The following is a 25,925-nucleotide window of genomic DNA, read 5'->3' on the forward strand; positions in this document are numbered from 1 at the left end:
GGGTTGGTAAAAGAAAACTAAAACGTTACGACGCAGTTTTTACCTTTGATTTTACCTTGATATAAAGCTTTATCAAGTCTGTTTAAAATGGTTTCTAAGTCATCACCTTCATTATAAGAGGTAACCCCAAAAGAAGCGGTTATTTTAAGCTTGTTTTCGCCAAAGGTGTGGTTTGCGATAAGCTGTCTTAGGATTTCAGCCAGGGTCTTAGCACCTTCTAAGGGGGTTTCTGGACAAAGGAGGAGAAATTCCTCACCTCCCCATCTGCCAAAAACATCCTGATTTCTTATCCTTTGTTTTATCAATTCTGCAAATTCTTTTAAGACTCTATCTCCTTCTGTATGTCCGTAGATGTCGTTAATTTGTTTAAAGTCATCAAGGTCTATAAGAATTAAAGAAAACTGATAGTCTTTTTTGGCTTGTCTTTTTAAAATCTCCTGCTTTAACCTGTGAATTTCATATCTTCGGTTATAAACTCTGGTAAGAGGGTCTATGATAGAAAGGTTGACCGCACGTGCCCAAAAGAAAATTATCAATACGTTGAAAATAAAAAGGATTAATAAAATGAGATAAGGGGTAAGTATGGTTAAGTAAAATTTATGTTTAAGTGGTTCAAACTTTGCAAGCGGTATTCCTGTATAAAGAATACCTATAATTTTACCTGAAGGGTCTTTGATAGGTTTATAGGCTGTAACGTATTTTTCCCCTAAGATGTCTGCAACACCATAGTATTCTTTCCCTTGAACTAAGACCCTTTGGGCCACAGGAAGACTTACCTTGGTTCCTATGATGCGGGCCCCAATTTCATCTCTTATGGTGGTGGTAACCCTGGTATCACCTAAAAAGATCGTAGCGGTATTTCCGGTTATCCGTTCAAAAAAGTCTACCATCTCAAAGTTTTCATTGACTAAAAATATACCTTTATATAACTTGCCGTCCACTGCCTTCCATTCTCCAGGATACTTTAGGTTTAATAAGTTTTCAAACATTTTTAGGTCTTTTTCAACGTGAGAAATGGCTACTTCTAAGACATTATGATAAGAACAACGAGCTGATATCCATCCTACTAAAAGGGCTAAAAGGATAGAAACACTGATCAAAATAAAAAATATCTGAGATTTAGAACTTAAAAACTTTTCTGAAATATAACCAGCGATACGGTATTTCATTAAAAAAAGCCTGTAGGTTTTTAATAAAAGTTATGTTATAATTTAAACAAATTTTTGTCAAGTGCTGATTTTATGTATAAAACTTGGTTAAAAGTTTAAAAATTGATTTCAAAAAAGTTTTTTTTGGGATATCTTTTATTTTTAAGTTTTTGTCTTTTTTTGTTGGTAGCGGTCTATTCTTACAATCCTTATGATCCAGGAATAGGGGTTTCAGGGGCAACAGAAGTAAACAACTTTGCCGGTCTTTTAGGGGCTTACGTAGCCTCTGTTTTTTATTTTCTCTTTGGGATAGTTAGCCTTTTGATACCTCTTTTTTTAATCTTTGGTTTTTTCTTGAAATTGACGGGGGTTTCTGGTAAAAGGCTAATTTTAAGTTTTTCTTTGCTGGTAATATCTCTTTGTATGTTGACTGGCTATACCTTAAGCCTATTAGGGGCTCAAAATTTCTTAGTTTTGGGTCGGTTCCCTTTAAACGGCGGGTTTTTAGGGGAGTTTTACTTTTATCTTAAATACTTGATAGGAGAACCTCTTTTTTTAATCCTAACTCTTGGCTTTTTGGTTCTCTCCTTTTTAATAGTGATAGGTTTTAACTTGACATGGATTAAATCAAGGTTGCAGAAAGTTTTTCAGAGAAAGGAAAGCCAAAAATTTCAACCCAAACTTGAAGAAAAGAACGAAAATCTCTTGTTGTATGAGATAAACTCTCAAGAGTTAGACAAATTTGTAGGGTTGGAAAAAAAGTCTCTTATCAAAAAAAACAAAATGAAAGAAAAGTCTTGTAAAAAAGAAGAAAAGCTACAAGAAAAAGGGTTAGAAAAACAGCTTCCTCCACCTATAGACCTACTTAAAGAACCTCCTCTTTCTTCTTACAGGGTAAGGCCTGAAGAATTAAAAGAACGTGCCTTAATCTTGGTTTCCAAGCTTAAGGAGTTTGGGATAGAGGGAGAGGTGGTAGGAATTTCTCCAGGTCCGGTGATTACGGTGTTTGAGTTTAGGCCAGCCCCAGGGATTAAAATCAGTAAGATACAAAGCTTAGTAGATGACCTAGCTTTAGGACTTTCTGCTAAAAGTGTAAGGATTGTTGCGCCCATCCCAGGAAAAAGCGTTATAGGTATAGAAATTTCCAATCCTAAGAGAGAATGGGTTTATCTTAAAGATATTTTGCAAAGTGAGGCTTTTATCAATTCTAAGTCTCCTCTGACTATCGCCTTAGGAAAAGACATTTCAGGAAACCCTGTGGTAGCAGACCTCAAAAAAATGCCTCACCTTTTGATAGCAGGAAGCACCGGGTCTGGTAAAAGCATTTTTTTACATAGCGTGATTTTAAGTCTTATTTACAAGTCTACCCCTGAGAACGTAAGATTTTTGATGATAGACCCTAAAAGAATAGAACTTTCGGTTTATGACGGTATTCCTTATTTGTTACATCCTGTAGTTTTAGAGCCTAAGATGGCTACTAAAGCCTTAAGATGGTTGGTTGGAGAGATGGAAAGAAGATATTCCCTTTTTGAAGAAGTAGGGGCAAGAAACCTTGAATCTTATAACGAACAGTTTGACGAAAAACTCCCCTATTTGGTGATGATAATCGATGAATTAGCAGACCTTATGGTGGTATCTTCTAAAGAAGTAGAGACCTTACTTACCAGACTGGCTCAGATGGCAAGAGCAGCAGGCATTCATCTTTTAGTAGCCACCCAAAGACCTTCAGTAGACGTAATCACAGGATTAATCAAGGTCAACTTCCCAGCTAGGATTTCCTTTCAGGTTACTTCTAAGGTAGACTCAAGAACTATCTTAGACACCCAAGGAGCAGAAAGACTTTTAGGGGCAGGAGATATGCTTTTCATGCCTCCAGGGTCCTCTTATCTTCAAAGAATTCATGGTCCTTATGTTTCGGAAGAGGAAGTTAAACTTCTGGTAGACTATCTCAAATCTATGGGAGAACCTCAATATTTAGCCAACTTAGAAGACGTAGAAGATGAAGGGTTAGATTTTTTTGAAGACGTGGAGTCTGAAGAAGAAGATAAACTCTATGAATCTGCCTTGAAAATTGCCTACCAATATGGTAAAATTTCTGTATCTATGCTTCAAAGGAAGCTTAAGATAGGATACAACCGAGCTGCAAGGTTGGTAGAACGTATGGAGGAGGAAGGGATTGTTGGTCCAAGTGATGGGGTTCGTCCTCGTCCTGTTATCGGTCCTCGTAAACCCCTTTAGTCTTAAAGCACAGACTATAGACGAGGTTATAGACCACATCCAAGATTTTTACCAAAAAATACAGACCATCCAGGCTGATTTCATTCAGGAAACTTATTTTCCCCAAGGACCAAAAGAGATTTCTTCAGGAAAACTTTGGATTAAAAAGTCTGGGAAATTTCGCTGGGAATACCATAACCCACAAAAGCTCTTTATCATTTCAGCTGGTAACACCATCTATTTTTATTATCCTGAGGCTAAGCAAGCTTTAGCCTATCCTTCAGGCACAACCCTTGGTTCTAAATTAGCCCTTGGTTTTATGACAGGAAGAGGTAACATCAAGACAGACCTTAAGGTTGAAAGTTTTCAAACTCTGGCTGATAATTTTTGGAAGATAAACTTTTTAACAGTGGTTAACGACCCTAAAGTAAAAAGGATTTCCTTGGTGGTAAACCCTGAATCTGGAGAGGTTAAAGAGTTTAGCTTTGTCAATGCCTCGGGAGAGGTTATAAGAGTAATCCTTGAGAATTTAAAGTATAACCAGGCTTTAAAAGATAGCCTTTTTCATTTTTCACCTTCTAAGGAGGTAAAAATTATCAACGCTCAAGCCCAATAATTTTATTTTCTTTTTAACTTATACCATCCATAGACTACCAAAAGAAGGATACAAAAAAGGATTATCCCTACAGATCCACGTTCTAAGTAGGTTTTTAAAAGGTCTTCGTTTTTTCCAAAAAAATAACCGCAAAAACCAAGAAAGCTACACCAGATAAACGCCCCCAAAAGGGTATAAAAAGAGAACAACAAAAGTCCCATTTTGGCAAACCCAGCTGGTATAGAGATTACATGCCTAAGTCCTGGGAGGAGTCTTCCGATGAAAGTACTGATATGACCATGTTGGTGCCAAAATTTTTCCATCTTATAAAAGGAATATTCTGTTAGAAGAACATACTTTCCATAGCGTTTGACAAACCTTAAAAACATCGGACGTCCAAACTTAAGGGCTAAGAAGTAGTTAAAAAGAGCCCCAGCCAGACTTCCAAGCGTTCCTGCTATAATGACCCCCCATAAGGAAAGCTTGCCTTGGTAAGCAAGATAAGCGGCTGGGGGTATGATTACTTCGCTAGGAATAGGCACTAATGTAGACTCAAGAGCCATCAACACAAAAACACCTAAATAACTGCTTTTTTCAAAAAAAAGTAGAAAATACTGAATAAACTCTTTTATAAGTTCCATAAAAATTCCTCCTAAAAGTTTGGACGGTTTTTGCTTTTAAAGGCAATATTTTTAGAACGAACCCTAACAACATGTCTTGACAAACTCAAAAAGAATAATATATTAGTATTTAGCGCGCCGAGGTGGCGGAATTGGTAGACGCGCTGGCTTGAGGGGCTAGTGGACATCCGTCCGTGCGGGTTCGAGTCCCGCCCTCGGCACCATCGAATTTTCATTTTTCTTTCCTCTTTGGGTTTAGTACTTCTTGTAAAGTCTCGCCTAAAATAGTAAAAGCAAGAACAGTGATCAAAATAGCCATTCCTGGAAAAAAGGAAAGCCACCAAGCTACTTCTAAGGTTTCTTTGCCTTCTATTAGCATGTTTCCCCAAGAAGGAATTGGGGGTTGAACCCCGATACCTAAAAAAGAAAGGGCTGATTCTATCAAGATGGCTTGTCCAAGCCCTAAAGAGGCTGAAACCAAGATAGGAGGAAAGGCGTTGGGTATAAGATGTCGAAACAATATCCGTAAGGTAGAGGCTCCGTAGGTTTTAGCTATCAATACAAAATCCCTCTCCTTTAAGGATAAAATTTCAGCCCTTACCAAACGGGCTACTCCCATCCAACTGGTAGCCCCTATTACCACCATAAGGGTAACGATAGAGGGTTCTAAATAGGCTACCATAGCCAAAATCAAAAAAATGGTAGGAAAACAAAGCATGATGTCTATGAACCTACATACGATTAAATCAACCCAACCTCCTAAATAACCTGCTATCGCCCCTAAAAACACCCCTATACCTAAGGATATCCCTACAGCTACTAAGCTTACTTCTAAAGAGATTCGAGAGGCGTATATCATCCTACTTAACACATCCCTTCCTAAAAGGTCAGTGCCTAAGGGATGGGCCAAAGAAGGAGGCTGAAGGATAGCGTCTACGTTTATTTCAAAAGGGTCATAAGGGGTTAGGTAAGGGGCAAAAACCGCTAAAAATACAAGCAAAATTATAAACATTAAAGAGAAACTTCCTAACCGATGTTTTAGTAGTTTCTTTATAAAGTACATCTTAACGTTTTTCTCCAAGCCTTATCCTTGGGTCTGCTAAGGCATATCCTATGTCAGCTAAGAAATTTCCTACTAATGTAAGCACCGCTACCAGAAAAAGATTAGCCATAATCACAGGATAATCTCTTGCCATCACCGCTTGCCACATAAGTTGTCCTACTCCAGGTATTCCGAAGACGGTTTCAAAGATTACACTTCCTCCTATAAGACCTGGTAAAGAAAGCCCCAAAAGAGTAATCATAGGTAAAAGGGCATTTCTTAAAGCGTGTTTATAGAGGATCTCCTTTTCTGGAAGGCCTTTAGCCCTGGCAAAAGTAATGTAATCAGCCCTTAGCACCTCTATCATAGAATTTCTTACATACCTTGAAAAACCGGCTATCCCCCCAAAGGTAGCTACAAATAGTGGACAAATAAGATGTTTGGTCCAGTCCCAAACCTTTTCTAAAAAACTCATTTCTTCATAGCCTAAGGTTGAATGAAGCCCAGAAACAGGAAGCCATTGGAGTTTTACTCCAAAAATCATCATAAGAATGATGGCAAGCCAAAAGCTTGGCATGGCATAACCGATAAAAACCATCACCGTTAATATCCGGTCTGCTAAACTTCCAGCCTTTACCGCCCCAAAAACCCCTAAGGGGATAGAAACCATCAGGATTAACATCAGCGAAATAAAGTTTAAAAGCAAGGTAATCGGAAGTCTTTCTTTGATTTTGTCCCAAACAGGCCTTTGGTCTGGAGAAAAGGAACGGCCAAAATCAAGCTTAGCTACCCCTTTTAACCATTGCCAATATTGAACATAGAGAGGTTTATCAAGTCCATACATCTTTACCAATCTTTCTCGGTATTCGGGGGTAATTTTAGGATTAAAATCCGTAAGAGGGCTTAATGGTCCTCCTGGGGCTAAGTGTATAACCGAAAAGCTGATGATAGTAATTCCAAATAGAGTTATTAAAAATATCAAAAATCTTTTTAACAGAAAAGAAAACATGTTTATGACCTCTTTTTTCTTTCTGCTTCAGAAGGTTTTAGATAAAGAGGTAAAAGCTCTTCTGCTGTTTTGGTTTCAAAGTAGTTACTTTTGAGTTTTAGATAAACCAATTTGGCAAGGTTTTCGGTGGTAAGGCTTACAGGAAAAGGCCATTTTAAAAAATTTTTACCTAAGGTTTGTTTAAAATAATCCTCCCATTTTTCTATAGTCTCACTTACAAACCAAGCAGGCTCTTTTATCAGCTCAGGTATTTTCTTAAAAGGGATACAAGAAGGATTAATCTCAGCCTTTAACCGACCTTCTTCCCATCGATAAACCGCCAAAAAAACCTCTTGGCTATAAGCGTCGATCAAAGAAACCACAGGTAGCTGGGTATTAAAGGTTTCTACTGCAAGGATTTCAAGGCTGATTAAGGGGATTATTGGTTTAGGAAACGCTAAACTCAAACCTTTTAACACAGATAGTCCTATCCTTAGACCTGTAAAACTTCCTGGACCAATGTCTACAGCATAGTAGTCTAAGGTTTTTAAGTCTAAGTTTAGATTTTTTTCAAAAAACTCTAAACACCTAAAGACAATCTGCGAATAAGATTGTTTCGAACTTAGGGTTACAGCACCTAAAAGTTTTTCTTTTAAAAGGGCTATTCCCCCAGATTTTCCTGCAGTTTCTATGGCTAAAACTAAGGGAGCTTCCATCCGCTAAGAAGTTTGAGGATGTCGTTATAAAATACAGCGATGCTTAGGGCGATGATGATAAAAAAACCGATTTTAAAGATAAGCTCTTGGGTTTTTAAAGAGAGAGGTTTTCTTCTAATGGCCTCTATACTAAAAATAACCAAATGTCCTCCGTCAAGCATAGGCAAAGGAAGAAGGTTGATAATACCTAAATTTACTGAAAGAAGAGCAGTAAAAGAAAGTAGAGGATAAAACCCTAATTTTGCCGTATCTCCAGCCATTTTTCCTATAGTAATAGGACCTCCTAACGTAGAAAAAGGTAAGTCTCCTGTAAAAAGCTTAAAAAGGGCTATAAAGGTGAGGGTAGTTATGTCTATCACTTTTTCTATCGCAAGCTTAAAGGCCTCTATAAACCCGTGTTTTTGGTGAACTATCTCTTGGGTTGACTTAACCCCAATAAATGGCACATGAGTTTTTTTACCAAAGACATTATAACCTTCTTTGGTCTCAGGAACGAGTTTCACCTCTAAAACTTGAGAACCTCTTTTTATCTTTAACAAAACTTCGTTTACCGTTTCTTTGCTTTTAAGATAAAGCACAAGTTCATCAAAAGATTTTACCCTTTTTCCGTTTACTTCTATGATTTCATCCCCAGGAGCAAGACCTGCTTTTTCAGCAGGAGAGTCAGGTAAAACCTCTCCTATCTTAGTAGAAAGAAGGTAGGAACCAGAAACCCAAAATAAAAACCAGAAGAGAAGGACAGGCAAGATAAAATTAGCCAAAGGACCTGATACTACGATAAAGGCTTTTTGCCAAGTTTTTTTAAAGGCAAAAGCCTTGTCTTTTTCTACTACCGAAGGTAAGGTTTCAGGATGTTCTCCGTAGAGTTTAACATACCCACCTAAGGGAAAAGCAGAAACCCTGTATTCTGTCTCTCCTTTTTTAAACCCCAAGATTTTAGGGCCAAAACCTAAGGAAAAAACCTCAACTTTAACCCCCATAAGCTTAGCTGCTATAAAGTGTCCAAGCTCATGGACAAAAATAAGCACACCGATAACCAAAAGGGCTATAATTACAGTTAGCATGTTTTATTTCCTTTTTATTAGTTTTTCAGTATAACGGCAAACCTCTTGGTGTAGGTTTAAAAGTTGGTGTAAATCTTCAGCAACAAAGGAACTTTCTGTTATTTTAAACCCATCAAGGGTTTTTGCAAGAAAATAAGGTATCTGATCAAAGGTAATCAGTTTCTGTAAAAAGGCCTCTACTACCACCTCATCTGCTGCTTCAAGAATAAGAGGATAAATACCCCCTTTTTCCCCTACTTCATAAGCCAGCTTGAGACATGGAAATTTCTCCAGGTCAGGGGCTTCAAAAATCAAACTACCAACCTCAGCAAGGGTTACCTTAGGTACAGAAAGTTCTACCCTTTCTGGGTAGTTTAAGGCATAAGAAATGGCTATCTGCATATCAGGATAACTAAGGTGCATAAGTATGCTTCCGTCTATCAATTCTACTAAGCCATGGATTAAACTTTGAGGATGGATAAGCACATCGATTTGGTCTAAAGGCATGTCAAAAAGCACCTTAGCTTCAAGCACTTCAAACCCCTTGTTCATAAGGGTAGCCGAATCAACCGATATCTTAGCCCCCATCTTCCAGTTAGGATGCTTTACCGCTATTTCAGGGGTTACCTTAGAAAACTCCTCCTTAGGTAAACGATAAAAGGGACCACCTGAAGCAGTAAGGATGATCTTTTTTACTTGGTCTTTTTTTTCTTTTAGCAAAAGCTGAAAAATCGAAGAATGTTCGCTGTCAACCGGTAAAAGCTCTGCATGGTTTTCCTTAGCAACTTTCTTTAAAATTTCTCCGGCAACGATAAGGCTTTCTTTGTTAGCTATAGCTACTCTTTTTCCAGCCTTTAAGGCATGATAGGTAGGCAAAAGGGCGCTTATACCCGAGATACCTACCACTACTATGTCAACCTCTTTTAAGCTTACCAACGTTTTAAGTCCTTCTTCTCCTATCCAAACCTCAGCTTTATAATCAAGAGACTTTTTTAACTCCTCGGCACCAGAAGCCTTTTCTACCACCAAGTAAGGAACTTTAAAAGAACTTGCGATTTCAGCTAAGGCCTTTAGGTTGGCACGGCAGGAGATTCCTAATAGTTTAAACTTTTCAGGATGGGATTGTACTATTTTTAGGGTAGAACTTCCTATCGATCCAGTAACTCCAAGAATTACTAAATTTTTCATTTTGTTTAGTTTTTAGACTTTTCTGGAGTAGAAGGAAAATTTTGCGGAGGCACAGGAATGCCTTGCGGAGCTGTTGGGGTAGGAATAGTAGGGTTTGAGGATGGTTGGGTTTGGGTCTGGGGAACAGGAACCATGGGGATTTTGTTTTTGTTAGTATGGAGCTTAGTAAGTAGTATAGAGTTTAAAAAAAACACCAACACCAAAATCATCGTTACTTTGTTTAAAAAACTGGTTGGGCCTGCCCCACCAAAAATGGCTTCAGCTCCTCTAAAAACCGCACCATATTCTGAACCTTTGGTTACGTTAATCAAAACGATCAACACGATAAGTATAGCGATTATTAACTGTAAAACCGTTAAAATGGTTTCCATCTAAAGTCCTCCTTTTTAACGTCTCTTTTAATGTTTAATTAAAACTATCTCATCGGAAAAAGTTTAGCCCCTGGTAGAGGGTTAACCGGCTCTGTCAACAACATCTCTCCTTGTTTTATCCAGTTTTTAAGGATTTCGGCTATTTCCCTAGCTTTAGGAAGACTTGAAATAGGAAAGGTGGGGACTTCTTTACCTAAGACGGTAATTTTTCCGCTTTTTAGTTCTGCATAGCTTACGATACCATAGTTTCTTTTGACCCCATTAGGATAGTCGTAAGAGTAATCTATTATCTGAGTAAAAAGGTCTTCGTCTGAAAGCCCTGCCCATTCAGCTACCTGTTCATTAAGGATAGGTATAGGTATACCTATACCTACTGCTAAAGAGCATCCATACCCTATATGGCTTGTACCTATCAGCCATTCAGGAGACATCTCTTTTAAGTTCCCTATGACCATAAGGGTAGCAGCAGGTTGCATCGGTGCTCCCTTAGGGGTTCGTTTTACTTCGGTTTTATGCTGGGTACCAGCCCAGACTACATATCCCTTAGCACCCCCTAAGAAAATTCTCGTTCCTATACCGATGGTTTTTAGATATGGGTCTTTAAGCAACGGAGAAAGACAGCCTGCGGTAGCGTAGTTAGCATTACCAAGGTTAGGTTTTAAAACCCCCATATAGGTATAAAGAATTTTATCAGAAAGGTTGATGGCGCAATTATAATTTTGATAAGCATTTCTTGGATTGCAAAGCACCGCATCTACTAAGTCGTGAATGGTTATTTCTTTTTCAAAAGACTTTCGAGGATAACAATGGGTGCCATAACCTAAAGCCTTAAGATGTATTTTTTTACCTGCGACCAAATCATGGATGACATGCCCTCCACCATAGAGAAACTGTCCTGGAAAGACCTTGTTAAGAGGATCGTCTTCCCTGGTTTCAGTAGCTCCAATATAAACGTCTACCGCTGCAAGCCCGCCATAAGCAGGTACATCGTTTAACCATACCCTATAAGCTTTTATCGTAGGAGAGGTATGACCAAAATTTAAGAAAGCTCCAGAAGAGCACATCGGAGAAAAAGTGCCGGTAGTTACTACGTCTACTTCTTTTGCCGCGGTAACAGGGCCTACTTCTTTAACTAAGTTGACGAATTCTTCAGCCGTAAGAACTACTACTTCACCCTTTTCTATTTTACGATTTATTTCTTCTATCGTTTTTTTTACTTTAAATTCTCCTTCCATAAATACCTCCTAATCTATAAGGGAAATGATTTTGTGTCCTGCTACCTCAAGCTCAGAGGCTATTTTATCTAAAGACATCTTTTCTAATCTTATAAAATAGACCTTTTCTCCTTCAAAATTTATATCCATCCCAATAGAGATAACTTTACCACCGTTTTTTCGTATAGTTTCAAGCACCTCATCCAAGTTTCCGTTTTTAGGGATTACATCTAAACGAGAAGAGGCCCTTAAAATCCCCATCAACTCTATAAAAGATTCTAATATATCGGTAACGGTAATAATACCTACTAATTTACCTTGGCTCACCACAGGGAGACCACCGATTTTATACTTATAAATTAACTTAGCTGCCTCGTCTATGTAAGTATCTGGGTCTACGGTAATAGGGGTAAGTATCATTACCTCTTTAACAGGAAGGTTAAGTTTTTCTGGACTAAGATAGGCCCTTAACTCACTCTCTGTTACCAACCCTATTAACCTTTCTTTTTCCTTATCTACCACAGGAAGATGCCTAATAGAATGTTTTTTCATCAGCTGAATTGCTTTTTCTACCGTATCTTCAGGAAAGGCTACTACCACATCGGTAATCATCCAGTTTTTAACTTTCATTTTTCCTTCCTATCATGAGGATTTATAAAAAGTATACCATAAAAATTTAAATAGCCAAACGGAAAGGGATATGTAACTTCTCTTCTCTATGTTTAATTTTTAACAAAATGATTTAAATTTAAGATACCTAACCAGGAGGTGTTAATAGAAAATGTCAGAAAGAAAAGAAGCGGTGCTTATAGATGGTTCATCTTTTATCTATAGGGCTTATTTTGCAATTCCTGGTTATTTAGCTACTTCTAGAGGTCTACCCACTAAGGCTGTTTTTGGTGTAACCCAGATGATCTTTAAGCTTTTAAAAGAATGGAACCCTGAGTATATCGTTTGGTTTATGGATGAAAAAGAACCTACTTTCAGGCATGAGGTTTATGAAAGATATAAGGCTACTCGTCCTAAAATGCCTGATGATTTAAAGATGCAGATTCCTTATATAAAAAAAATCATTCCTGCTTTAGGTATTCCTTTGGTTTCGGCTCCTGGATATGAAGCAGATGATCTAATAGCTTCTTTTGTAAAAAGTTTTGTCTTTGATACTTCTACAAGCCCTTTTTTGCTCAACCGGGTAATTATCGTAGCAGGAGATAAAGACCTGTATACCCTTATTTCTGATAAGGTGGTTATCTATGACCCGATAAAAGAGACTTTTTTAGACCAAGGTAAGTTTTTAGAAAAATATGGTTTTCCTCCTGAGGTTTTTCCTGAATTTAGAGCATTGGTAGGAGATAGAAGCGATAACATCCCTGGGGTCCCTGGAATAGGAGAAAAAACCGCTAAGGATCTCTTTATTAGGTTTAAAAACCTAACAGGAGTTTACGAGAACCTCTCAAAGATTCCCTCTCAAAAACTAAGGGAAAATCTCTTAAAATATCGAGATCAGGTGTTTACTAACCTAAACCTTCTTAAGCTTCACTCTGAAGCTCCTCTTCCTTCTAAAGATTTAGAGTTTTATCGTAAGAAAGAGCCGGATTTTTTTGCGCTTAAAAGTCTGTTTAAAGAATTAGAATTTAGAAAGCTTCTTTTCGAACTTTGTTTGCCAGAAGAAAATTCATATAAGTTGCCCACATTAAAAAAAGCCTCCCAAGATTTGATAGAAAAGGTGAGAAAAGACTGTTGGGTGTCAGTTTTACCTGTAAACTTAGAAAGTGTGCTCTTTGCTAACTTAAACTCCTCAGAAATTTTTCTTGCCCTTTCTGAAGAGGAGGTTTATAGAGGTTCCTTAGAAGTAATTAAAAAGTTAGCCGAAAGACATAATAGATATGTAGTTTATGATTATAAGAATTGGTTAAAAACCTACCAAATATTTTTACCTCAGCCTTTAGACGTCAAGTTAGCTGGCTATCTTTTAAATCCAGGGCTAAAGTCCTATGAATTATCTGGTTTGTTTCAAGAGTATATAGATTTAAACTTAAACGGTTTAAAAGGAACACCTGAAGAATTATCAGGATTAAAAGCGGTTGGATTAAAAAGGTTAGGAGAAGATCTTTTAAAAAGGTTAGAGGAAGAAGGACTATCTTATTGGTTTTTTAAGGTAGAGGTGCCATTAAGCATAGTTTTAAGCGAGATGGAAAAAGCAGGTATCAAAATAGACTTGGATTATGTAAAAACTTTAGTTCGGCAATATAGGGAAAGATTAAAAGACCTTGAAGAGGAGCTTTTTAGATTGGCAGGAAAAAGATTTAATCCTCGTTCAAGTAGAGAAGTAGGGGAGATTCTTTTCAACAAATTAAACCTTCCCTCGTTAAAAAAGACCCCAAAAAGTGCGGTCCCTTCTACAGATGCAGAGGTGCTTGAAGAGCTTGCTCCACTTCATCCTTTTGCTAAACTTCTTCTTCAGTATCGAACCCTTCAAAAAATATTGAGTACCTATCTAGAGGCCCTTTTAAAGTATGCAAAGCCTTCTACATACCGTATCCATACCGAGTTTAATCAAACAGGGACAGCTACAGGAAGGATTAGTTCCCAAAACCCCAATTTACAAAACATTCCTATTAAAGGCGAAGAAGGTTTAGCCATCCGAAGGGTTTTTATAGCAGAAGAGGGATGGTGGCTTTGTAGCTTAGACTATTCTCAGATAGAACTTAGAATTTTAGCCCATTTTTCTGAAGATGAAAACTTGATAAGGGCTTTTGAAGAGGGACAGGATATCCATACCTTTACTGCTAGCGAAGTTTTTGGGGTTTCTCAGGATAAAGTAACTCCAGAGATGAGAAGGGTTAGTAAGGTCATCAATTTTGGTATTGCCTATGGGATGAGTCCCTATGGCCTAAGTAAAGAGCTTAAAATTTCGGTTAAAGAGGCAGAGGGTATTATAGAAAGATATTTTCAGAGATATCCTGGAGTGAAACGATACATAGAAGAAATCATAGAATTTGCTAAAACCTATGGTTATGTAAAAACCTTAGCCGGTAGAAAACGTTATATACCTGAAGTTTTTAGCTCTGATAAGAACATAAGGGATTTGGGTTTCAGGATGGCAGTAAACACCCCAATCCAAGGTTCTGCCGCAGACCTTATCAAAGTAGCCATGGTAGCCCTTTATCAACTACTTAAACAAAAAAAGCTGAAAACTCAGATCCTTCTTCAGATCCACGATGAACTCCTTCTTGAGGTACCTGAAGAAGAGATAGAGGTGATTAAGGATTTAGCTCCCACGGTTATGGAAGCCCCTTTTGAGTTTTTAGGCCTTAATCTAAGATTAAAAGTACCTATTAAGGTTAATTTTGCCTTTGGTAAGTCTTGGGCAGATTGTAAATGAAGATGAAAATGCGTTTAGACAGATTTTTAGCTAACCTTGGGATAGGTTCAAGGAGAGAAGTAGTAAGTTTAATCAAAAAGGGTAAGGTAACGATAAACGGCCAAAAGGTAACAGCCACTGATTTTAAGGTCGACCCTGAAAAGGACTTAATCCAAGTAGAAGGTGTTTATGTGCAGGTTAAGCCTCAAGGGTTTTACTATAAGTTTTATAAACCTAAAGGTTGTATAACCTCTAAAGCAGATAAAGACCTTACAGTAATGGAGTTTTTACCTAAGGACTTGCCTGGTTTAAATAGGATTTTTCCTGTGGGAAGGCTTGACAAAGATACTGAGGGGCTTTTGATTTTTACAGATGATGGGCTGCTTGCCCATCGTATTTTACATCCTAAATGGAAGCTTAGCAAAACCTACCAAGTTTTGATTGATAAAGAAATAACAGAAGAGTCTTTAAAAAAGATAGAGGAAGGGGTTAATCTTTCCGACGGTAAGACTTTACCTTGCAAAGTCTTTTGTTTAGATAAAACTAGAAAGTTTCTGCAGATTGAAGTTATAGAAGGAAGGTATCATCTGATAAAAAGGATGTTTGGAAGGTTAGGATATAAAGTAGTAGGTTTAAAAAGGACAGCCATAGGACCTATTGAGTTAGGAGATTTAAAACCTTCGGAAATAGTTCCTCTTTCTTTCGAAGAAATTCAAAGTTTAAAAAAGGCTTTAGGACTATTAACGGGTTAGTATAAGTTTTTTAGCTTTTTGCCAACCCAGTTTTTCTATAATAGTCCCTGTTCGCTCGCCTTTTTCGTTATATTCTTTATAAAAAGACAGCAATTTTTCTAAATACACAGGAATTTCTTCAGGTAATGCGTAGGTTAAAAAAGAAGCCAGTCTTGGATGCCTTCCCAGTTTGCCTCCCACATAGATTTTATAACCTTTAAAGGTTTCTTTTAACACTCCGTTAGGACAAGCCTTTATACATGCTCCACAGCCTACACATTTTTTCCTGTCTATGCGGATCTTTTGATCAACCCTTTTAAGAGCCTCTTCTTCACAAACATGCACGCACTCTTCACAAAAATTACATAACTTGCTATCCCATTTTACTTTTACAAATCCATGTAATCCAAAATCGGCGATGTATAGTTGAGAACATCCATTAGGACAATCGGAAACAGAGACTTTAAGCCTATGATGAGGCCTTAAAGGTTGATTTTTTAACTTATTTTTTATGAATTCATCAAGCTGGGAATTTTTAACCACCTCTTCTAAGGCTGGTATCAAATCAAAAGAGCGATTAAGGGAGTTGGGACAACCTTTGGCTCCAAAACAAGTTTTGATTTCATATGCTATAGGAATAGCACCTGAAGATAATCTTTCTTCTGGTTTCACCTTTTAAACCTCCTCGACGTTTTTAATTTTTCCGTCTATGGTTATGGTGTAAACTTTAAAAGGAAAATTTGTAGGTATCGTTTCTCTTATGTTTAAAAGCATTTTTACCAGAGCCCTGCAGCAGGGGACTTCCATGATGGCTATTTCTAAACTTTTAGGCTGGGCTTTGGTAAAAATTTCTGTAAATTTTTCCAAGTATAATTCAGGAGGGTCGAACTTGGGACATCCTGTAAGGATTTTCTTTTCAGGTAAGAGTTGTGTATGAAGCATAGGATAGGCTACAGCCACACAGTCTGCGCAAACCAAAAGGTTTGCTCCTTTTAGAAAGGAGGTTGAAGGAGGAATTAATCTAAGTTTTACCGGCCAGTGAGAAAGGGAAGAGGCTATCTCCTGTTGGTTGTAAAGGTTTTCCTTAGGTAGGAATTCTTTTAGCTGATGAGAAGGGCATCCGCAAGGAAGGGAAGGGGAAGAAGCTATCTTTTTTTCTACGATTTTTATGGCACCGGTAGGGCATTCCCCTATACAAGCTCCGAGTCCGTCGCAAACCTCTTCAGAAACAAGTTTAGCCTTTCCGTCTATGATAGCTATAGCACCTTCATGACAGACAGATACACATTGACCACAACCGTTACAAAGCTCTTCTTCTATCTCGATAATCTTTCGAACCGCCATTTTCAAAAAACCTCCTTTATTTTTTTAGATCAGCTTAAAAGATAACCTGGATGGTTAGAAAAACCTTGATTTAAGTCAAATTGAGGTAATTTTTTAGCACTTTAGCGGTTATGGTGTCTGCTTTTAAGAAGTCTTCTATAGGACCTTGGAAAAGTATTTCTCCTCCTTTTTCTCCGCCTTCTGGCCCCAATTCTATAATCCAGTCAGCCCATTTGATAAGCTCAAGGTTGTGCTCTATGACGATTACCGTATGTCCTTTTTCTATCAGCCCCTGTAAAAGTTTGGCCAGTTTCTCTACATCTTTTATGTGAAGCCCGGTGGTAGGCTCGTCAAGCAGATAAAGATTCCCTGGGTGGGAAGATTTGATAAATTCTTTGGCAAGCTTTATCCTTTGAGCCTCTCCTCCAGAGAGGGTTGGGCTTGGTTGCCCTAAGGTTAGGTAATCAAGACCGATGTCACAAAGGGTTTTTAGTTTATGATGGATTGAGGGATAATGATTAAAAAATTCTACCGCTTCGGCAAAGTCCATCTCAAGCACTTCTGCAATATTTTTCCCTTTTAGCAGTATTTCTAAGGTTTCTGGATTATAGCGTTTCCCTCCACAGTATTCGCATTTTTGATAAACCGCAGGCAAAAACTTGATTTCAATTTTTTCATATCCTTGACCGTTACAATAAGGGCATTGTCCCTCCTTGGTGTTAAAAGAAAACCTACCTTCTTTATACCCTCTTTGTTTAGCCAACAAGGTGTTAGCAAAGGCCTTCCTTATGTCGGTAAAAACCCCTATGTAGGTAGCAGGGGTTGATTTTGGGGTGTTTCCTATAGGTTGAGGGTCTACCAAATAAACCCTTTTTATTTTTTCCCAGTTTTCTATGACTTTTACTCCGAAAAGTTTCTTTTTTTCTTTTTCTAAGAGGTTTTTAAGATTTTCGTAAAGGCAATCTACTACCAAGCTTGACTTGCCTGACCCTGAAACTCCTACAACTACGGTGAGGGCGTTTAAAGGGAAAGATACGGTAAGGTTTTTAAGGTTTCTTAAGGAGGCACCTTTAACGGTTAAAAATTCTACAGGTTTCCTCCTTAAACTTTTTAAGGTTTTTCTGTTCTGGTCTTTGATAGCCTCGGCGGTAGGCGAAGAAGCGTTTAAAAATTCTGAAGACCTTCCGGCAAAGGTAACCTTTCCGCCTCTTTTTCCGCCTTCTGGGCCCAAGTCCACCACAAAATCACTGGCTAAGATGGTCTCTTCGTCGTGCTCAACTACTATCACGGTGTTTCCTTTATCCCTCAATTTTTTAAGGACTCTTATCAATTTTTGAGTATCCTTAGGATGAAGTCCGATGGTTGGTTCATCAAGAATATAGGCTACACCTGTTAGGTTGTTTCCTATTTCTGCCGAAATCCTTACCCTTTTGGCTTCACCCGAAGACAAGGTGTCTGCAGACCTTCCCAAGGTAAGGTACCCTACCCCTAAGTCTATAAGATATTCAAGCCTTGATAAGGCCTCAGAAATAAGCTCCTCTGCTATCTTTTTTTCTATGCCTTCAAATTGAAGCCTTTGTAAGAAATCTTTCAGTTCATACAGACTAAGGTTAGCCACTTCAGGAAGAGAAAGTCCGTTTATTTTATAAAAAAATACCTCTTTACGGTATCTTGAACCCTGACAATTAGGACAGGTCTGCCCCTCCACCCTGCCAAGCCCACCGCAGGTGCTACAGGCACCTACTTTGGAATTAAAAGCAAAAAGCAGTGGGTCTGGTTCAGGAAGACTTATCATACAAGAGGGACAGGTCCTTTTTTGACTAAAAAGCACCTCCTTTTTATCGGTTTTTATCAAAATTTCTCCTTTTCCAATCTCAAGCCCTTGGTAAAAAGTCTTTTCTAACCAATCTCCCCTCCAATCTATATCCTGAGCTAATACCACCTCTATCGTATATTCCTTAAACCTTGAAAGCATTGGAATAGGAGGAATCTGGTAAAATTCCCCGTTTATCCTTACCTTATGATAAAGGGAAGCAAGGAGTTTTTCAAAAAGGGTTTTGTATACCCCTTTACGATGTTTTACCAACGGGGCAAGCAGAGTTATTTTGTCAGGGTTTTCCTGTTTTAAAAACACTAAAGCCAGGTTAAAAAGTTCCTCAGGGTTGCGAGGTTTAAGCTCTCTTCCACACCGGGGACAAAAGGCCTTGCTAACCTTGGCATAAAGAAGCCTGAGGTAGGGTAATATCTCTGTCAAGGTGCCAACCGTTGACTTTGGGGAAAGTTCCCCTGACCTCTGTTCTAAAGCTACCGTAGGAGGAATACCTGAAATCAGGTCATAATCTATTTCTTCATGAAGTTTAAAAAACTGTTTCAGATAGGTTGGTAAGGTTTCTAAAAACCTCCTCTGCCCTTCAGCAAATACCACATCAAAGGCAACGGTGGACTTGCCTGAACCTGAAACACCGGTAATTACGATAAACTGTTTCCTCGGTAGGTCTAAGTCTATGTTTTTTAGGTTGTGGTGTCTTATACCCCTTAGTTTAATAAGGTCTTCTTCGTAGTGATAGGTTTTTGGGTTTTCAGCCTTTTCTTTAAGGTTTAGTCCCTGCAGATAATCCTTTAAATAAATAGAGGTTGGGGTCTGAACTTTACGGTTTTGAAGAAATTCAGCGATGGTCCCTTGAAAAAGAAGTTCTCCTCCTTCTTCCCCTCCACCAGGACCGAGCTCTAACACCCAGTCAGAATTTAGGATAAGTTCAGGGTTATGTTCTACCACAACAACCGTGTGCCCTAAGCTTTTTAAATATTCTAAGGAAGAAATCAGGTTTTTAACGTCTTTAAGATGCAACCCCACCGTAGGTTCATCAAGAAGGACCAAGCACTTTTCTCCTTTTATTTTAGAAAGCAGTTCCGCTATCTTTAGTCTTTGTGCTTCTCCTCCTGATAGGGTAGAAAGGGGTTGCCCAAGCTTGAGATAACCTATCCCAAGGTTTTTTAATACAGTAAGGGTTTTTTTTAGAGGTTCATGCCCTCCAAAAAACTCTAAAGCCTGGTCTACCGTAAGGTCTAACATCTCGGCGATGTTTTTACCTCTCCATCTAACCTCTAAAACTTCTTCTTTAAACCTTGTTCCTTTACAAACTTCACAAGGAATGGTGAGGTCTGATAAAAATTGCATCTCTATTACTTCAAAACCAAGACCTTTACACGCAGGGCATTGGGCATACTCAGAGTTAAAAGAAAAGAAAGTTTCGGGATATCCTAACCTTTTGGCGGTGTTAGTGCTGGCAAGAAGTTTTCGTAGATAAATCATGATGTCTAAATAGGTGGCTACTATCGAACGCGGAGAACGGGCTAAGGGCTCTTGGGTGAGATATAATACCTGGTCTATGTGGTTAGCTCCTTCTATTTTTTCGCAGGTCTTTAACGAGCTTTGGTTTTTTATGTCAAGAAGACCTTGGTAAATTATTTCTTCTAAAAGGGTAGACTTACCAGATCCAGACACTCCCACAATACAGATGATGGTTCTAAGTGGAATAGAAAAAGAAAACCCTTTAAGGTTATGTTTTTTAGCCCCATAAAATCTAATAAAACCTGAAGGGTTAAAGTCGTTTAAAGGAGGTTTTCTTCTTTGGGTAATTTCTTTTAAAGCCTCAGAGGTGGGGGTTTGTCGGGCAAAAATTTCCTTTGGAGGTCCAAAAAATAGGAGATGCCCTCCCTGTTGTCCTCCTTCTGGACCAAGGTCGATTAAAAGATCAGCTTGGGTTATAATTTCAGGGTCATGCTCTACCACTACCACGGTATTTTTTTTAGAGACTAAACTTTCAAGTAGAAAGAGCACTTTTTGTGTGTCCTTGGGATGAAGTCCGGTAGTTGGTTCGTCTATTAAATAAAGGGTCTCTACCAAATTAGAGGAAAGCGCCCTGGTAAGAAGACATCTGCTAGTTTCACCCCCAGAAAGGGTTTTGCTTGCACGGTTAAGAGAAAGATAAGAAAGTCCTACTTCTTCAAGATAGGAAAGACGTCTTAATATTTCTTTAGCAAGCCTTTCTTCTGCAGGCTGAAGATTTTGTCCTAAAAAGTTTTTAATAAAATTGACAGCCTCTTTAACCTCTAACCCATAAAAATCCCCTATGGTTAAGCCGTTAACCCTAAACGTTAAGGCTTGCGGGTTAAACCGAGTCCCTTTACATACAGGACAAACCACCTCTCGTCTTAATTTAGAAAGAAGAATTCTTATGTGAGGTTTATAACGTTTACTTTCAAGCCAATCTATAAGTTCTTTAAGTCCATACCATTCTCCTTCTCCCCAAAAGATTTTTTGTTTAACCTCTTCAGGAAGGGATTTAAAAGGGAGGTTTAGGTTTATACTTTGGGACCTTAAAAATTCTATCAGGTCCAGTTTTACCTCAAACAAAAAAGGAAAATCAAGAATAGGTATAGCACCTTTAGTAACAGGTTTTTCTGGATGTTTTACCAAGGCATCAAAGTCTAAGACTAAAAGATTGCCAAATCCTTTACACTGAGGACAAGCCCCTAAGGAACTATTGAAAGAAAATAAGTTAGGGCTTTTCTCAGGAACCTTAAAGCCACATTTAGGACAGGCTTCTTCTTGGGTATACTCTATCTCTTCTCCATAAACACTTCTAACTTTTATCCAAGGAGCAAGCTTAAAAGCCATCTCAACCGAGGATGACAAGTCAGGTAGATCCTTTTCTGTAGGCTTTAATCGGTGAACTATCACGTCTATTTCTTCAGGAGCTTCTTCTAATTCGTCTATTTCACAAACCTTTCCGTCTAAAAACACCCTCGAAAACCCTGCAGAAAGCAAGCCATCTTTAAGATATTCAAAGTTTGTTTGGGTTTTTTGAGGTGCTGTCAGATAAATAGGGACTTGATAAAATCTTTCGATGATTTCTTTAGCTATAGCTTGGGGTGTTTTAGGAAGAAGGTATTCTTTACAATTGGGGCAAAAAGGAACCCCACTATAGTAATAAAGCATTTTGGTGAAATGGCTAATTTCGGTAAGTGTAGCTACCGTTGAACGTGAGGTTTTGATGTAATTACCTTGAGGAAAGGCCAGAGCAGGCGGGATGTTTAAGATGGCTTTAACCTTAGGCCTAGGGAGTTTTTCAAAAAATTGCCTTACATAAGAAGAAAAGGTTTCTATATACCTTCTTTGACCTTCAGCAAAAAGGGTATCAAAAACTAAACTGGATTTGCCAGACCCAGAAACTCCGGTAACCGCTATTAAACGATAAAGAGGTAGCCTTAAATCAAAACCTTTAAGATTATTTTGAGAAACCTCAAGAAGTTCTATAAACCGTTCTTGCGATTTCACAAAGGTTGAATTTTCTACTCTCCTCTAATTTTTTCTATTCTTTCTTGTGCTTTTTTACATTCGATACAAAGAGTAGCCTCAGGTCTTGCTAATAGCCTTTTTTCGTCTATCTCATCTCCGCAGGCTTCGCATATACCATAAGTGCCCTCTTCTATTTTTTTTAAGGCTTTGTCTATTTTTTTCAGCAGTTTTTGTTCCCTATCCCTTAACCTTAGTTCAAAAGCTAGGTTGCTCTCACGGGTAGCCTGGTCTATAGCATCTGCTAAAGGTTCATATTCTTCTACCAGTTCTTTTTTAGTTTCTAATACCTCTTTTAAAATCTCTTCTCTACGTTTTAGCAAAAGTTCTTTAAACATGGCTAATTTTTCTTTATCCATTAAAACTCCTCCTGCAATTTTTATGTTAAGGTTTGTTTAACACATTTTGTTTTGTATAATAAAACAAAAGCTTATAAGTTAGAGAGGGACAGGGACTCCATTTTTGGTAGGCCTTTGAGCCTCTTAAGGAGTATGTCCCTCTGTCCCTCAACACCCGATAAGTTGGTTGGGCTACCAAAGCCCCAGCTACTCGGGAGGATGGTGTGAGGGACAAAAATCTTAAAAAGGAGGTAGCATCATGACCCATTACATCGGTGTTGACATTTCTAAAGATAACTTCCACTTCTGCATCCTTAACCATGAAGCTAAAACCCTCTCCTCCGGCAAACTCTCTATGTCTCTTCAAGGCTTCTCTGATTTCTTTAACCTTCTCAAAACCCTCTCTGACCCTATCGTTGTTATGGAATCCTCTGGTAGGTTCCACATCCCCCTTTACTGCTTCCTCGTTGAAAAAGATATCCAAACCTTCATCCTTAACCCTAAAATCGTCCACAGATTCTTTGAATTTATCTCCGCTAACAACCCCTCTAAATACGACACAAAAGATGCCAAAATCCTTGCACTCTTCGCTCTTAATAACCCTGAATTCCTTAAATCCTATCCTGAAAACTCTGAACTCCGTAGTGCTTCTCGTCTTATCCAAAAACTTAAACATGAACTTGCTGAAGCTAAAACTCAAATCAAATACGCCCTCACTGTTCTTTTCCCAGAAGCTGAAAAGCACTTTAATATTTACTCCCACTCCTTCCTTAACATACTCCTTAAATTCCCCTCTGCTAAAACCCTTAAAAAAGCTAAACCAAATGAAATTTCCGAAATTATTAAATCCTCTGTTCCTAAAGGTAAAACCCCTTCCTTTTCTCCCGATGAAGTCATAAACCTTGCTAAAAACTCTATCGGGGTTGACAATCCTTATCTCTCTCAAACTCTTATCATCTACATCGAAAAACTCTTTTTCCTTGAGCCAAGAATAAAAAAGCTTGAAGAGATGCTTGTAGAGAAAATGGATGAAGACCAGCAAGAACAAATTAAGCTCATTTCCTCTATAAAAGGTATTTCCTCTAAACTTGCAAGTCTCTTTTTGGCTGAAATCAGAGACGTAAAAAGATTTTCTAATGCCAAAAAGCTCATAAAGTTTGCGGGCACAGACCCAGTAACAAAACAATCTGGTAAGTATAAAGCTAAGATGAGCATATCTAAGCAAGGGTCGAGCTTTCTCAGAAATGTTCTTTTCCAGATGGCGGTAGGTGTAGTAAAATGGAATTTTTACTTCAGATCCTATTTTATACGTAAGAAGAAAAACTTTGGCAGTTATAAGAAAGCTATGATAGCAGTTGTAAACAAACTTATAAGAGTTATCTATGCAATTTGTAGAAAAAAAACTTTCTTTAATCCTGCTTTTTCTAAGTTCCCTGTTCTGGAGGTCTCTCATGTTTAATTCCTATTTTCTGATAGTTGACTCCTTAAACAGATTTTTCTAAAACTACCTCTCCACTTTTTCCTCCGGTTTTATAAACCAATCTAACATTGGTGATTTTTATGCGTTTGTCTAATGATTTACACATGTCATAAATCGTAAGAGCCGCTATGCTTACTGCGGTTAAAGCCTCCATTTCCACTCCCGTTTGTCCTACGGTTTTCACCATACCTTCGATTTCAATAGAAAATTTTTCAGGGATAAACTTAAATTGTAGGTCTACTTTGGTAATCGGTAAAGGATGGCAAAGAGGGATAAGTTCTGAGGTTTTTTTTGCCGCTAAGATACCTGCTACTTTTGCACAAGCCAAAAAGTCTCCTTTAGGTATGTCTTGAGATAATACCTTGGGATAAACTTCTTCAGGAAAAACTACCTCAGCCTTAGCTATGGCTATCCTTTCGGTATATGGTTTTTCACCAACATCTACCATGAAGAGATTACCTTTTTGGTCTAAGTGAGTAAAATCAGCCATTATTTACTTCCAAAGATAAACCTTTTCCAGAAGCTTTCCTTTTTCTTTTTTTCTTGTTTTTGATAAGGTTCTAATCTGTTGGTGGAACGGTCGATATTTTCTTTTTCTGCAATTTGGTAAAGAAGGTTTTTAGTTTCTTCTTTAACTTTGTTAGGAAGCTCTACTTGTAGCTTAAGGATAAAGTCTCCTCTTTTTTTGGTTTTTGGGTCAGGGAGGCCTTTACCTTCTATCACGATTTCATCCCCTGGTTGGGAACCAGGGGGAACCTTAACCGTTAATTTTTCATGGAAAAAAGGTACTTCTACTTCATCTCCTAAGATGGCAGAAATAAAATTTACCTTTAAAATCCCTATAAGATTAGACTTTTCACGATAGAATAAAGGATGAGGTTTAACCTTTACTCTTATATAGAGATCACCTGGCCTACCACCATAAAGCCCAGCCTCTCCTTCTCCATAAATCCGAAGGATGGTTCCATCCTCTACCCCGGCAGGAATAACCACTTTTATCTGCTTTTTTTTCCATGCTCTGCCTGAACCGTTACACCTTTTACAAGCCTCTACATAAGTTGAACCTTTTCCTCTGCAATCTGGGCAGGCATAGGCTATCCTAAAAAAACCTTCTGTATAAACTACCTTACCCTTACCTTTACAGGTTTCACAGACCTTTATTCCCTTTTCTGGATTATAACCTAAGCCTCCACAATCATCGCATAGGTCAAGTTTTTCTATATCAAGCGTAACCTCTTTTTCTGAAAAGAGGTCTTCTAAATCAACCGCTACTTCATAGGAAAGGTCAGCCCCATCTCTGGGTCTGGTATGACTTTTTTCTTCAAAGGTAAAACCAAAAAAGTCTTCAAAAATGTCAGAAAAAGTCTTAAAGATATCGTTTATGTCTTCAAACCTTCTATGTCCTGAAGAACTGAGCCCTGCATAACCGTAGGTGTCATAAATAGCTCTTTTTTCTGGGTCAGAAAGAACCTCATAAGCCTCAGAAATTTCTTTAAACTTTTCTTCAGCCTCTTTGTTACCAGGATTTTTGTCTGGGTGATATTTAAGCGCAAGCCTTCTATAAGCCCGTTTTATCTCTTCTTGAGAGGCGTTTCTTGGAACCCCTAAAATTTCGTAAAAATCTTTGTAAGACATTTCATCCTTTATTTAGAAGAGCCTCTTTGCTTTAAAATCTCGGCAAGCTCATAAGGTGAGGTAGTTTTTTCTTTTTTGCCAAGCTGTTTTATGTTTTCAAAATTAACCAACCCAGCGGCTATTTCCCTAAGCGATAATACTATTTCTTTGTTGTCAGCTTGTAAAAGCGGCTCAGCCCCTTCTTTTAGTTGTTTAACCCGCTCTATAGCTAAATGTACCAATTTAAACCTGCTTGGTACCTTTTTTAAACAATCTTCTATCGTAACTCTTGCCATACCTTTTTCACCCCTTTTGAGATTAAGATGTATAAAAAATTAAACTGCTACTACCTCGGTTACCTCAGGGACTTCTTTTTTAAGGTATCTTTCGATACCCATCTTTAGGGTCATGGTAGACATAGGACAAGACCCACAAGCGCCTTTTAGCCTTACTTTAACTACTCCTTCTGGAGTAACCTCTACCAATTCTACATCTCCCCCATCAGCCTGCAACATAGGTCTTACCTTAGCCAAAGCTTGTTCTACGGCTTCTTTAATCATTTCTAAAATCCTCC

At 38.2% G+C, this 25,925-nt stretch carries 24 protein-coding genes and 1 tRNA gene; 6 read left to right on the forward strand and 19 right to left on the reverse strand.

Going from position 1 to position 25,925, the window contains the following annotated elements:
* Window positions 1-17 precede the first annotated feature (17 nt).
* Complete coding sequence (locus tag F1847_RS01710) at window positions 18-1,169, reverse strand: diguanylate cyclase (protein ID WP_150071384.1); 1,152 nt, start codon at window positions 1,167-1,169, stop codon at window positions 18-20.
* A gap of 123 nt (window positions 1,170-1,292) precedes the next feature.
* On the opposite strand from F1847_RS01710, the gene F1847_RS01715 reads away from it, so the two are divergent.
* The gene (locus tag F1847_RS01715) at window positions 1,293-3,386 is read left to right on the forward strand and encodes a DNA translocase FtsK 4TM domain-containing protein (protein WP_240702822.1); all 2,094 of its coding nucleotides are present in this window, start codon (window positions 1,293-1,295) and stop codon (window positions 3,384-3,386) included.
* Window positions 3,325-3,981 carry an outer membrane lipoprotein chaperone LolA gene (gene lolA / locus F1847_RS01720; protein WP_150071386.1) on the forward strand — a complete coding sequence of 219 codons (657 nt, stop codon included), beginning with the start codon at window positions 3,325-3,327 and terminating at the stop codon, window positions 3,979-3,981. Before F1847_RS01715 ends, lolA begins: the two co-directional genes overlap by 62 nt.
* A 2-nt stretch (window positions 3,982-3,983) precedes the next feature.
* Here the strand turns inward: lolA and F1847_RS01725 are convergent, their stop codons facing one another.
* Window positions 3,984-4,601 (reverse strand): DedA family protein, encoded by a 618-nt coding sequence (locus tag F1847_RS01725; protein ID WP_150071387.1) that lies wholly within the window; start codon window positions 4,599-4,601, stop codon window positions 3,984-3,986.
* A 116-nt stretch (window positions 4,602-4,717) separates the two neighbouring features.
* On the opposite strand from F1847_RS01725, the gene F1847_RS01730 reads away from it, so the two are divergent.
* Window positions 4,718-4,804, forward strand: a tRNA-Leu gene (locus F1847_RS01730).
* 8 nt (window positions 4,805-4,812) lie between these two features.
* Here F1847_RS01730 and F1847_RS01735 read toward each other — a convergent pair.
* From F1847_RS01735 to F1847_RS01770, 8 genes are read right to left on the reverse strand one after another with little or no spacing between them, the layout of a single operon-like run.
* Window positions 4,813-5,592 carry an ABC transporter permease gene (locus F1847_RS01735; protein WP_240702824.1) on the reverse strand — a complete coding sequence of 260 codons (780 nt, stop codon included), beginning with the start codon at window positions 5,590-5,592 and terminating at the stop codon, window positions 4,813-4,815.
* A gap of 52 nt (window positions 5,593-5,644) precedes the next feature.
* Complete coding sequence (locus F1847_RS01740) at window positions 5,645-6,631, reverse strand: ABC transporter permease (RefSeq protein WP_150071389.1); 987 nt, start codon at window positions 6,629-6,631, stop codon at window positions 5,645-5,647.
* Between the two features lie 2 nt (window positions 6,632-6,633).
* Complete coding sequence (gene tsaB / locus F1847_RS01745) at window positions 6,634-7,326, reverse strand: tRNA (adenosine(37)-N6)-threonylcarbamoyltransferase complex dimerization subunit type 1 TsaB (protein ID WP_150071390.1); 693 nt, start codon at window positions 7,324-7,326, stop codon at window positions 6,634-6,636.
* Window positions 7,311-8,390, reverse strand: coding sequence for an RIP metalloprotease RseP (gene rseP / locus F1847_RS01750; RefSeq protein ID WP_150071391.1), 1,080 nt, complete (start codon window positions 8,388-8,390; stop codon window positions 7,311-7,313). Before rseP ends, tsaB begins: the two co-directional genes overlap by 16 nt.
* Window positions 8,391-8,393: 3 nt before the next feature.
* Complete coding sequence (dxr, locus tag F1847_RS01755) at window positions 8,394-9,557, reverse strand: 1-deoxy-D-xylulose-5-phosphate reductoisomerase (RefSeq protein WP_150071392.1); 1,164 nt, start codon at window positions 9,555-9,557, stop codon at window positions 8,394-8,396.
* Window positions 9,558-9,562: 5 nt separating this feature from the next.
* Window positions 9,563-9,928 carry a preprotein translocase subunit SecG gene (secG, locus tag F1847_RS01760; protein WP_150071393.1) on the reverse strand — a complete coding sequence of 122 codons (366 nt, stop codon included), beginning with the start codon at window positions 9,926-9,928 and terminating at the stop codon, window positions 9,563-9,565.
* Window positions 9,929-9,972: 44 nt separating this feature from the next.
* Window positions 9,973-11,163, reverse strand: coding sequence for a homocysteine biosynthesis protein (locus tag F1847_RS01765; RefSeq protein WP_150071394.1), 1,191 nt, complete (start codon window positions 11,161-11,163; stop codon window positions 9,973-9,975).
* A gap of 9 nt (window positions 11,164-11,172) precedes the next feature.
* Window positions 11,173-11,772, reverse strand: a complete 600-nt coding sequence (locus F1847_RS01770; protein ID WP_150071395.1) for a CBS domain-containing protein — start codon at window positions 11,770-11,772, stop codon at window positions 11,173-11,175.
* Between the two features lie 151 nt (window positions 11,773-11,923).
* Between F1847_RS01770 and polA the strand changes: the two genes are divergently transcribed.
* Window positions 11,924-14,527 carry a DNA polymerase I gene (polA, locus tag F1847_RS01775; protein ID WP_150071396.1) on the forward strand — a complete coding sequence of 868 codons (2,604 nt, stop codon included), beginning with the start codon at window positions 11,924-11,926 and terminating at the stop codon, window positions 14,525-14,527.
* Window positions 14,524-15,258, forward strand: a complete 735-nt coding sequence (locus F1847_RS01780; RefSeq protein ID WP_150071397.1) for a pseudouridine synthase — start codon at window positions 14,524-14,526, stop codon at window positions 15,256-15,258. Before polA ends, F1847_RS01780 begins: the two co-directional genes overlap by 4 nt.
* On the opposite strand, the gene F1847_RS01785 is transcribed toward F1847_RS01780, so the two are convergent.
* From F1847_RS01785 to F1847_RS01805, 5 genes are all read right to left on the reverse strand, one after another.
* Window positions 15,247-15,909 (reverse strand): 4Fe-4S binding protein, encoded by a 663-nt coding sequence (locus tag F1847_RS01785; protein ID WP_150071398.1) that lies wholly within the window; start codon window positions 15,907-15,909, stop codon window positions 15,247-15,249. The two genes, F1847_RS01780 and F1847_RS01785, sit on opposite strands and share 12 nt — an antisense overlap.
* A gap of 3 nt (window positions 15,910-15,912) precedes the next feature.
* Entirely contained in the window at window positions 15,913-16,581 is a 669-nt protein-coding gene (locus F1847_RS01790; protein WP_240702826.1) for an ATP-binding protein, read from the reverse strand.
* A 70-nt stretch (window positions 16,582-16,651) separates the two neighbouring features.
* Window positions 16,652-21,901: an excinuclease ABC subunit UvrA gene (uvrA, locus tag F1847_RS01795; protein ID WP_150071400.1), complete on the reverse strand. Its 5,250-nt coding sequence runs from the start codon at window positions 21,899-21,901 to the stop codon at window positions 16,652-16,654.
* A 14-nt stretch (window positions 21,902-21,915) separates the two neighbouring features.
* Complete coding sequence (gene dksA / locus F1847_RS01800; protein WP_150071401.1) at window positions 21,916-22,278, reverse strand: RNA polymerase-binding protein DksA; 363 nt, start codon at window positions 22,276-22,278, stop codon at window positions 21,916-21,918.
* Window positions 22,279-22,303: 25 nt separating this feature from the next.
* The gene (locus F1847_RS01805; RefSeq protein WP_150071130.1) at window positions 22,304-22,561 is read right to left on the reverse strand and encodes a hypothetical protein; all 258 of its coding nucleotides are present in this window, start codon (window positions 22,559-22,561) and stop codon (window positions 22,304-22,306) included.
* Here F1847_RS01805 and F1847_RS01810 point away from each other — a divergent pair.
* Entirely contained in the window at window positions 22,517-23,716 is a 1,200-nt protein-coding gene (locus F1847_RS01810) for an IS110 family transposase (protein ID WP_150071129.1), read from the forward strand. The two genes, F1847_RS01805 and F1847_RS01810, sit on opposite strands and share 45 nt — an antisense overlap.
* 25 nt (window positions 23,717-23,741) lie before the next feature.
* Here F1847_RS01810 and moaC read toward each other — a convergent pair whose 3' ends face one another.
* From moaC to F1847_RS01830, 4 genes are read right to left on the reverse strand one after another with little or no spacing between them, the layout of a single operon-like run.
* The gene (gene moaC, locus F1847_RS01815; protein WP_150071402.1) at window positions 23,742-24,227 is read right to left on the reverse strand and encodes a cyclic pyranopterin monophosphate synthase MoaC; all 486 of its coding nucleotides are present in this window, start codon (window positions 24,225-24,227) and stop codon (window positions 23,742-23,744) included.
* A complete protein-coding gene (gene dnaJ / locus F1847_RS01820; RefSeq protein WP_150071403.1) occupies window positions 24,227-25,372 on the reverse strand; it encodes a molecular chaperone DnaJ in 1,146 nt (381 codons plus the stop codon). Before dnaJ ends, moaC begins: the two co-directional genes overlap by 1 nt.
* 8 nt (window positions 25,373-25,380) lie before the next feature.
* Complete coding sequence (gene rpoZ / locus F1847_RS01825; protein WP_150071404.1) at window positions 25,381-25,647, reverse strand: DNA-directed RNA polymerase subunit omega; 267 nt, start codon at window positions 25,645-25,647, stop codon at window positions 25,381-25,383.
* Between the two features lie 39 nt (window positions 25,648-25,686).
* On the reverse strand, window positions 25,687-25,911 hold the full coding sequence (locus tag F1847_RS01830) for a NifU family protein (RefSeq protein WP_206202414.1): 225 nt from the start codon (window positions 25,909-25,911) through the stop codon (window positions 25,687-25,689).
* Window positions 25,912-25,925: the final 14 nt, after the last annotated feature.

It is taken from the genome of Thermodesulfobacterium sp. TA1 (genome assembly GCF_008630935.1).
Classification (GTDB): Bacteria; Desulfobacterota; Thermodesulfobacteria; order Thermodesulfobacteriales; family Thermodesulfobacteriaceae; genus Thermodesulfobacterium.

Coding starts and splice junctions, on each gene's coding strand:
- secG (WP_150071393.1), bottom strand. CDS start 9,928: ATGGAAACCATTTTAACGGTTTTACAGTTAATAATCGCTATACTTATC.
- polA (WP_150071396.1), top strand. CDS start 11,924: ATGTCAGAAAGAAAAGAAGCGGTGCTTATAGATGGTTCATCTTTTATC.
- F1847_RS01725 (WP_150071387.1), bottom strand. CDS start 4,601: ATGGAACTTATAAAAGAGTTTATTCAGTATTTTCTACTTTTTTTTGAA.
- tsaB (WP_150071390.1), bottom strand. CDS start 7,326: ATGGAAGCTCCCTTAGTTTTAGCCATAGAAACTGCAGGAAAATCTGGG.
- rpoZ (WP_150071404.1), bottom strand. CDS start 25,647: ATGGCAAGAGTTACGATAGAAGATTGTTTAAAAAAGGTACCAAGCAGG.
- rseP (WP_150071391.1), bottom strand. CDS start 8,390: ATGCTAACTGTAATTATAGCCCTTTTGGTTATCGGTGTGCTTATTTTT.
- F1847_RS01770 (WP_150071395.1), bottom strand. CDS start 11,772: ATGAAAGTTAAAAACTGGATGATTACCGATGTGGTAGTAGCCTTTCCT.
- moaC (WP_150071402.1), bottom strand. CDS start 24,227: ATGGCTGATTTTACTCACTTAGACCAAAAAGGTAATCTCTTCATGGTA.
- F1847_RS01810 (WP_150071129.1), top strand. CDS start 22,517: ATGACCCATTACATCGGTGTTGACATTTCTAAAGATAACTTCCACTTC.
- F1847_RS01830 (WP_206202414.1), bottom strand. CDS start 25,911: ATGATTAAAGAAGCCGTAGAACAAGCTTTGGCTAAGGTAAGACCTATG.
- dxr (WP_150071392.1), bottom strand. CDS start 9,557: ATGAAAAATTTAGTAATTCTTGGAGTTACTGGATCGATAGGAAGTTCT.
- F1847_RS01740 (WP_150071389.1), bottom strand. CDS start 6,631: ATGTTTTCTTTTCTGTTAAAAAGATTTTTGATATTTTTAATAACTCTA.
- F1847_RS01790 (WP_240702826.1), bottom strand. CDS start 16,581: ATGGCGGTTCGAAAGATTATCGAGATAGAAGAAGAGCTTTGTAACGGT.
- F1847_RS01780 (WP_150071397.1), top strand. CDS start 14,524: ATGAAGATGAAAATGCGTTTAGACAGATTTTTAGCTAACCTTGGGATA.
- F1847_RS01710 (WP_150071384.1), bottom strand. CDS start 1,169: ATGAAATACCGTATCGCTGGTTATATTTCAGAAAAGTTTTTAAGTTCT.
- dnaJ (WP_150071403.1), bottom strand. CDS start 25,372: ATGTCTTACAAAGATTTTTACGAAATTTTAGGGGTTCCAAGAAACGCC.
- F1847_RS01765 (WP_150071394.1), bottom strand. CDS start 11,163: ATGGAAGGAGAATTTAAAGTAAAAAAAACGATAGAAGAAATAAATCGT.
- dksA (WP_150071401.1), bottom strand. CDS start 22,278: ATGGATAAAGAAAAATTAGCCATGTTTAAAGAACTTTTGCTAAAACGT.
- F1847_RS01735 (WP_240702824.1), bottom strand. CDS start 5,592: ATGTTTATAATTTTGCTTGTATTTTTAGCGGTTTTTGCCCCTTACCTA.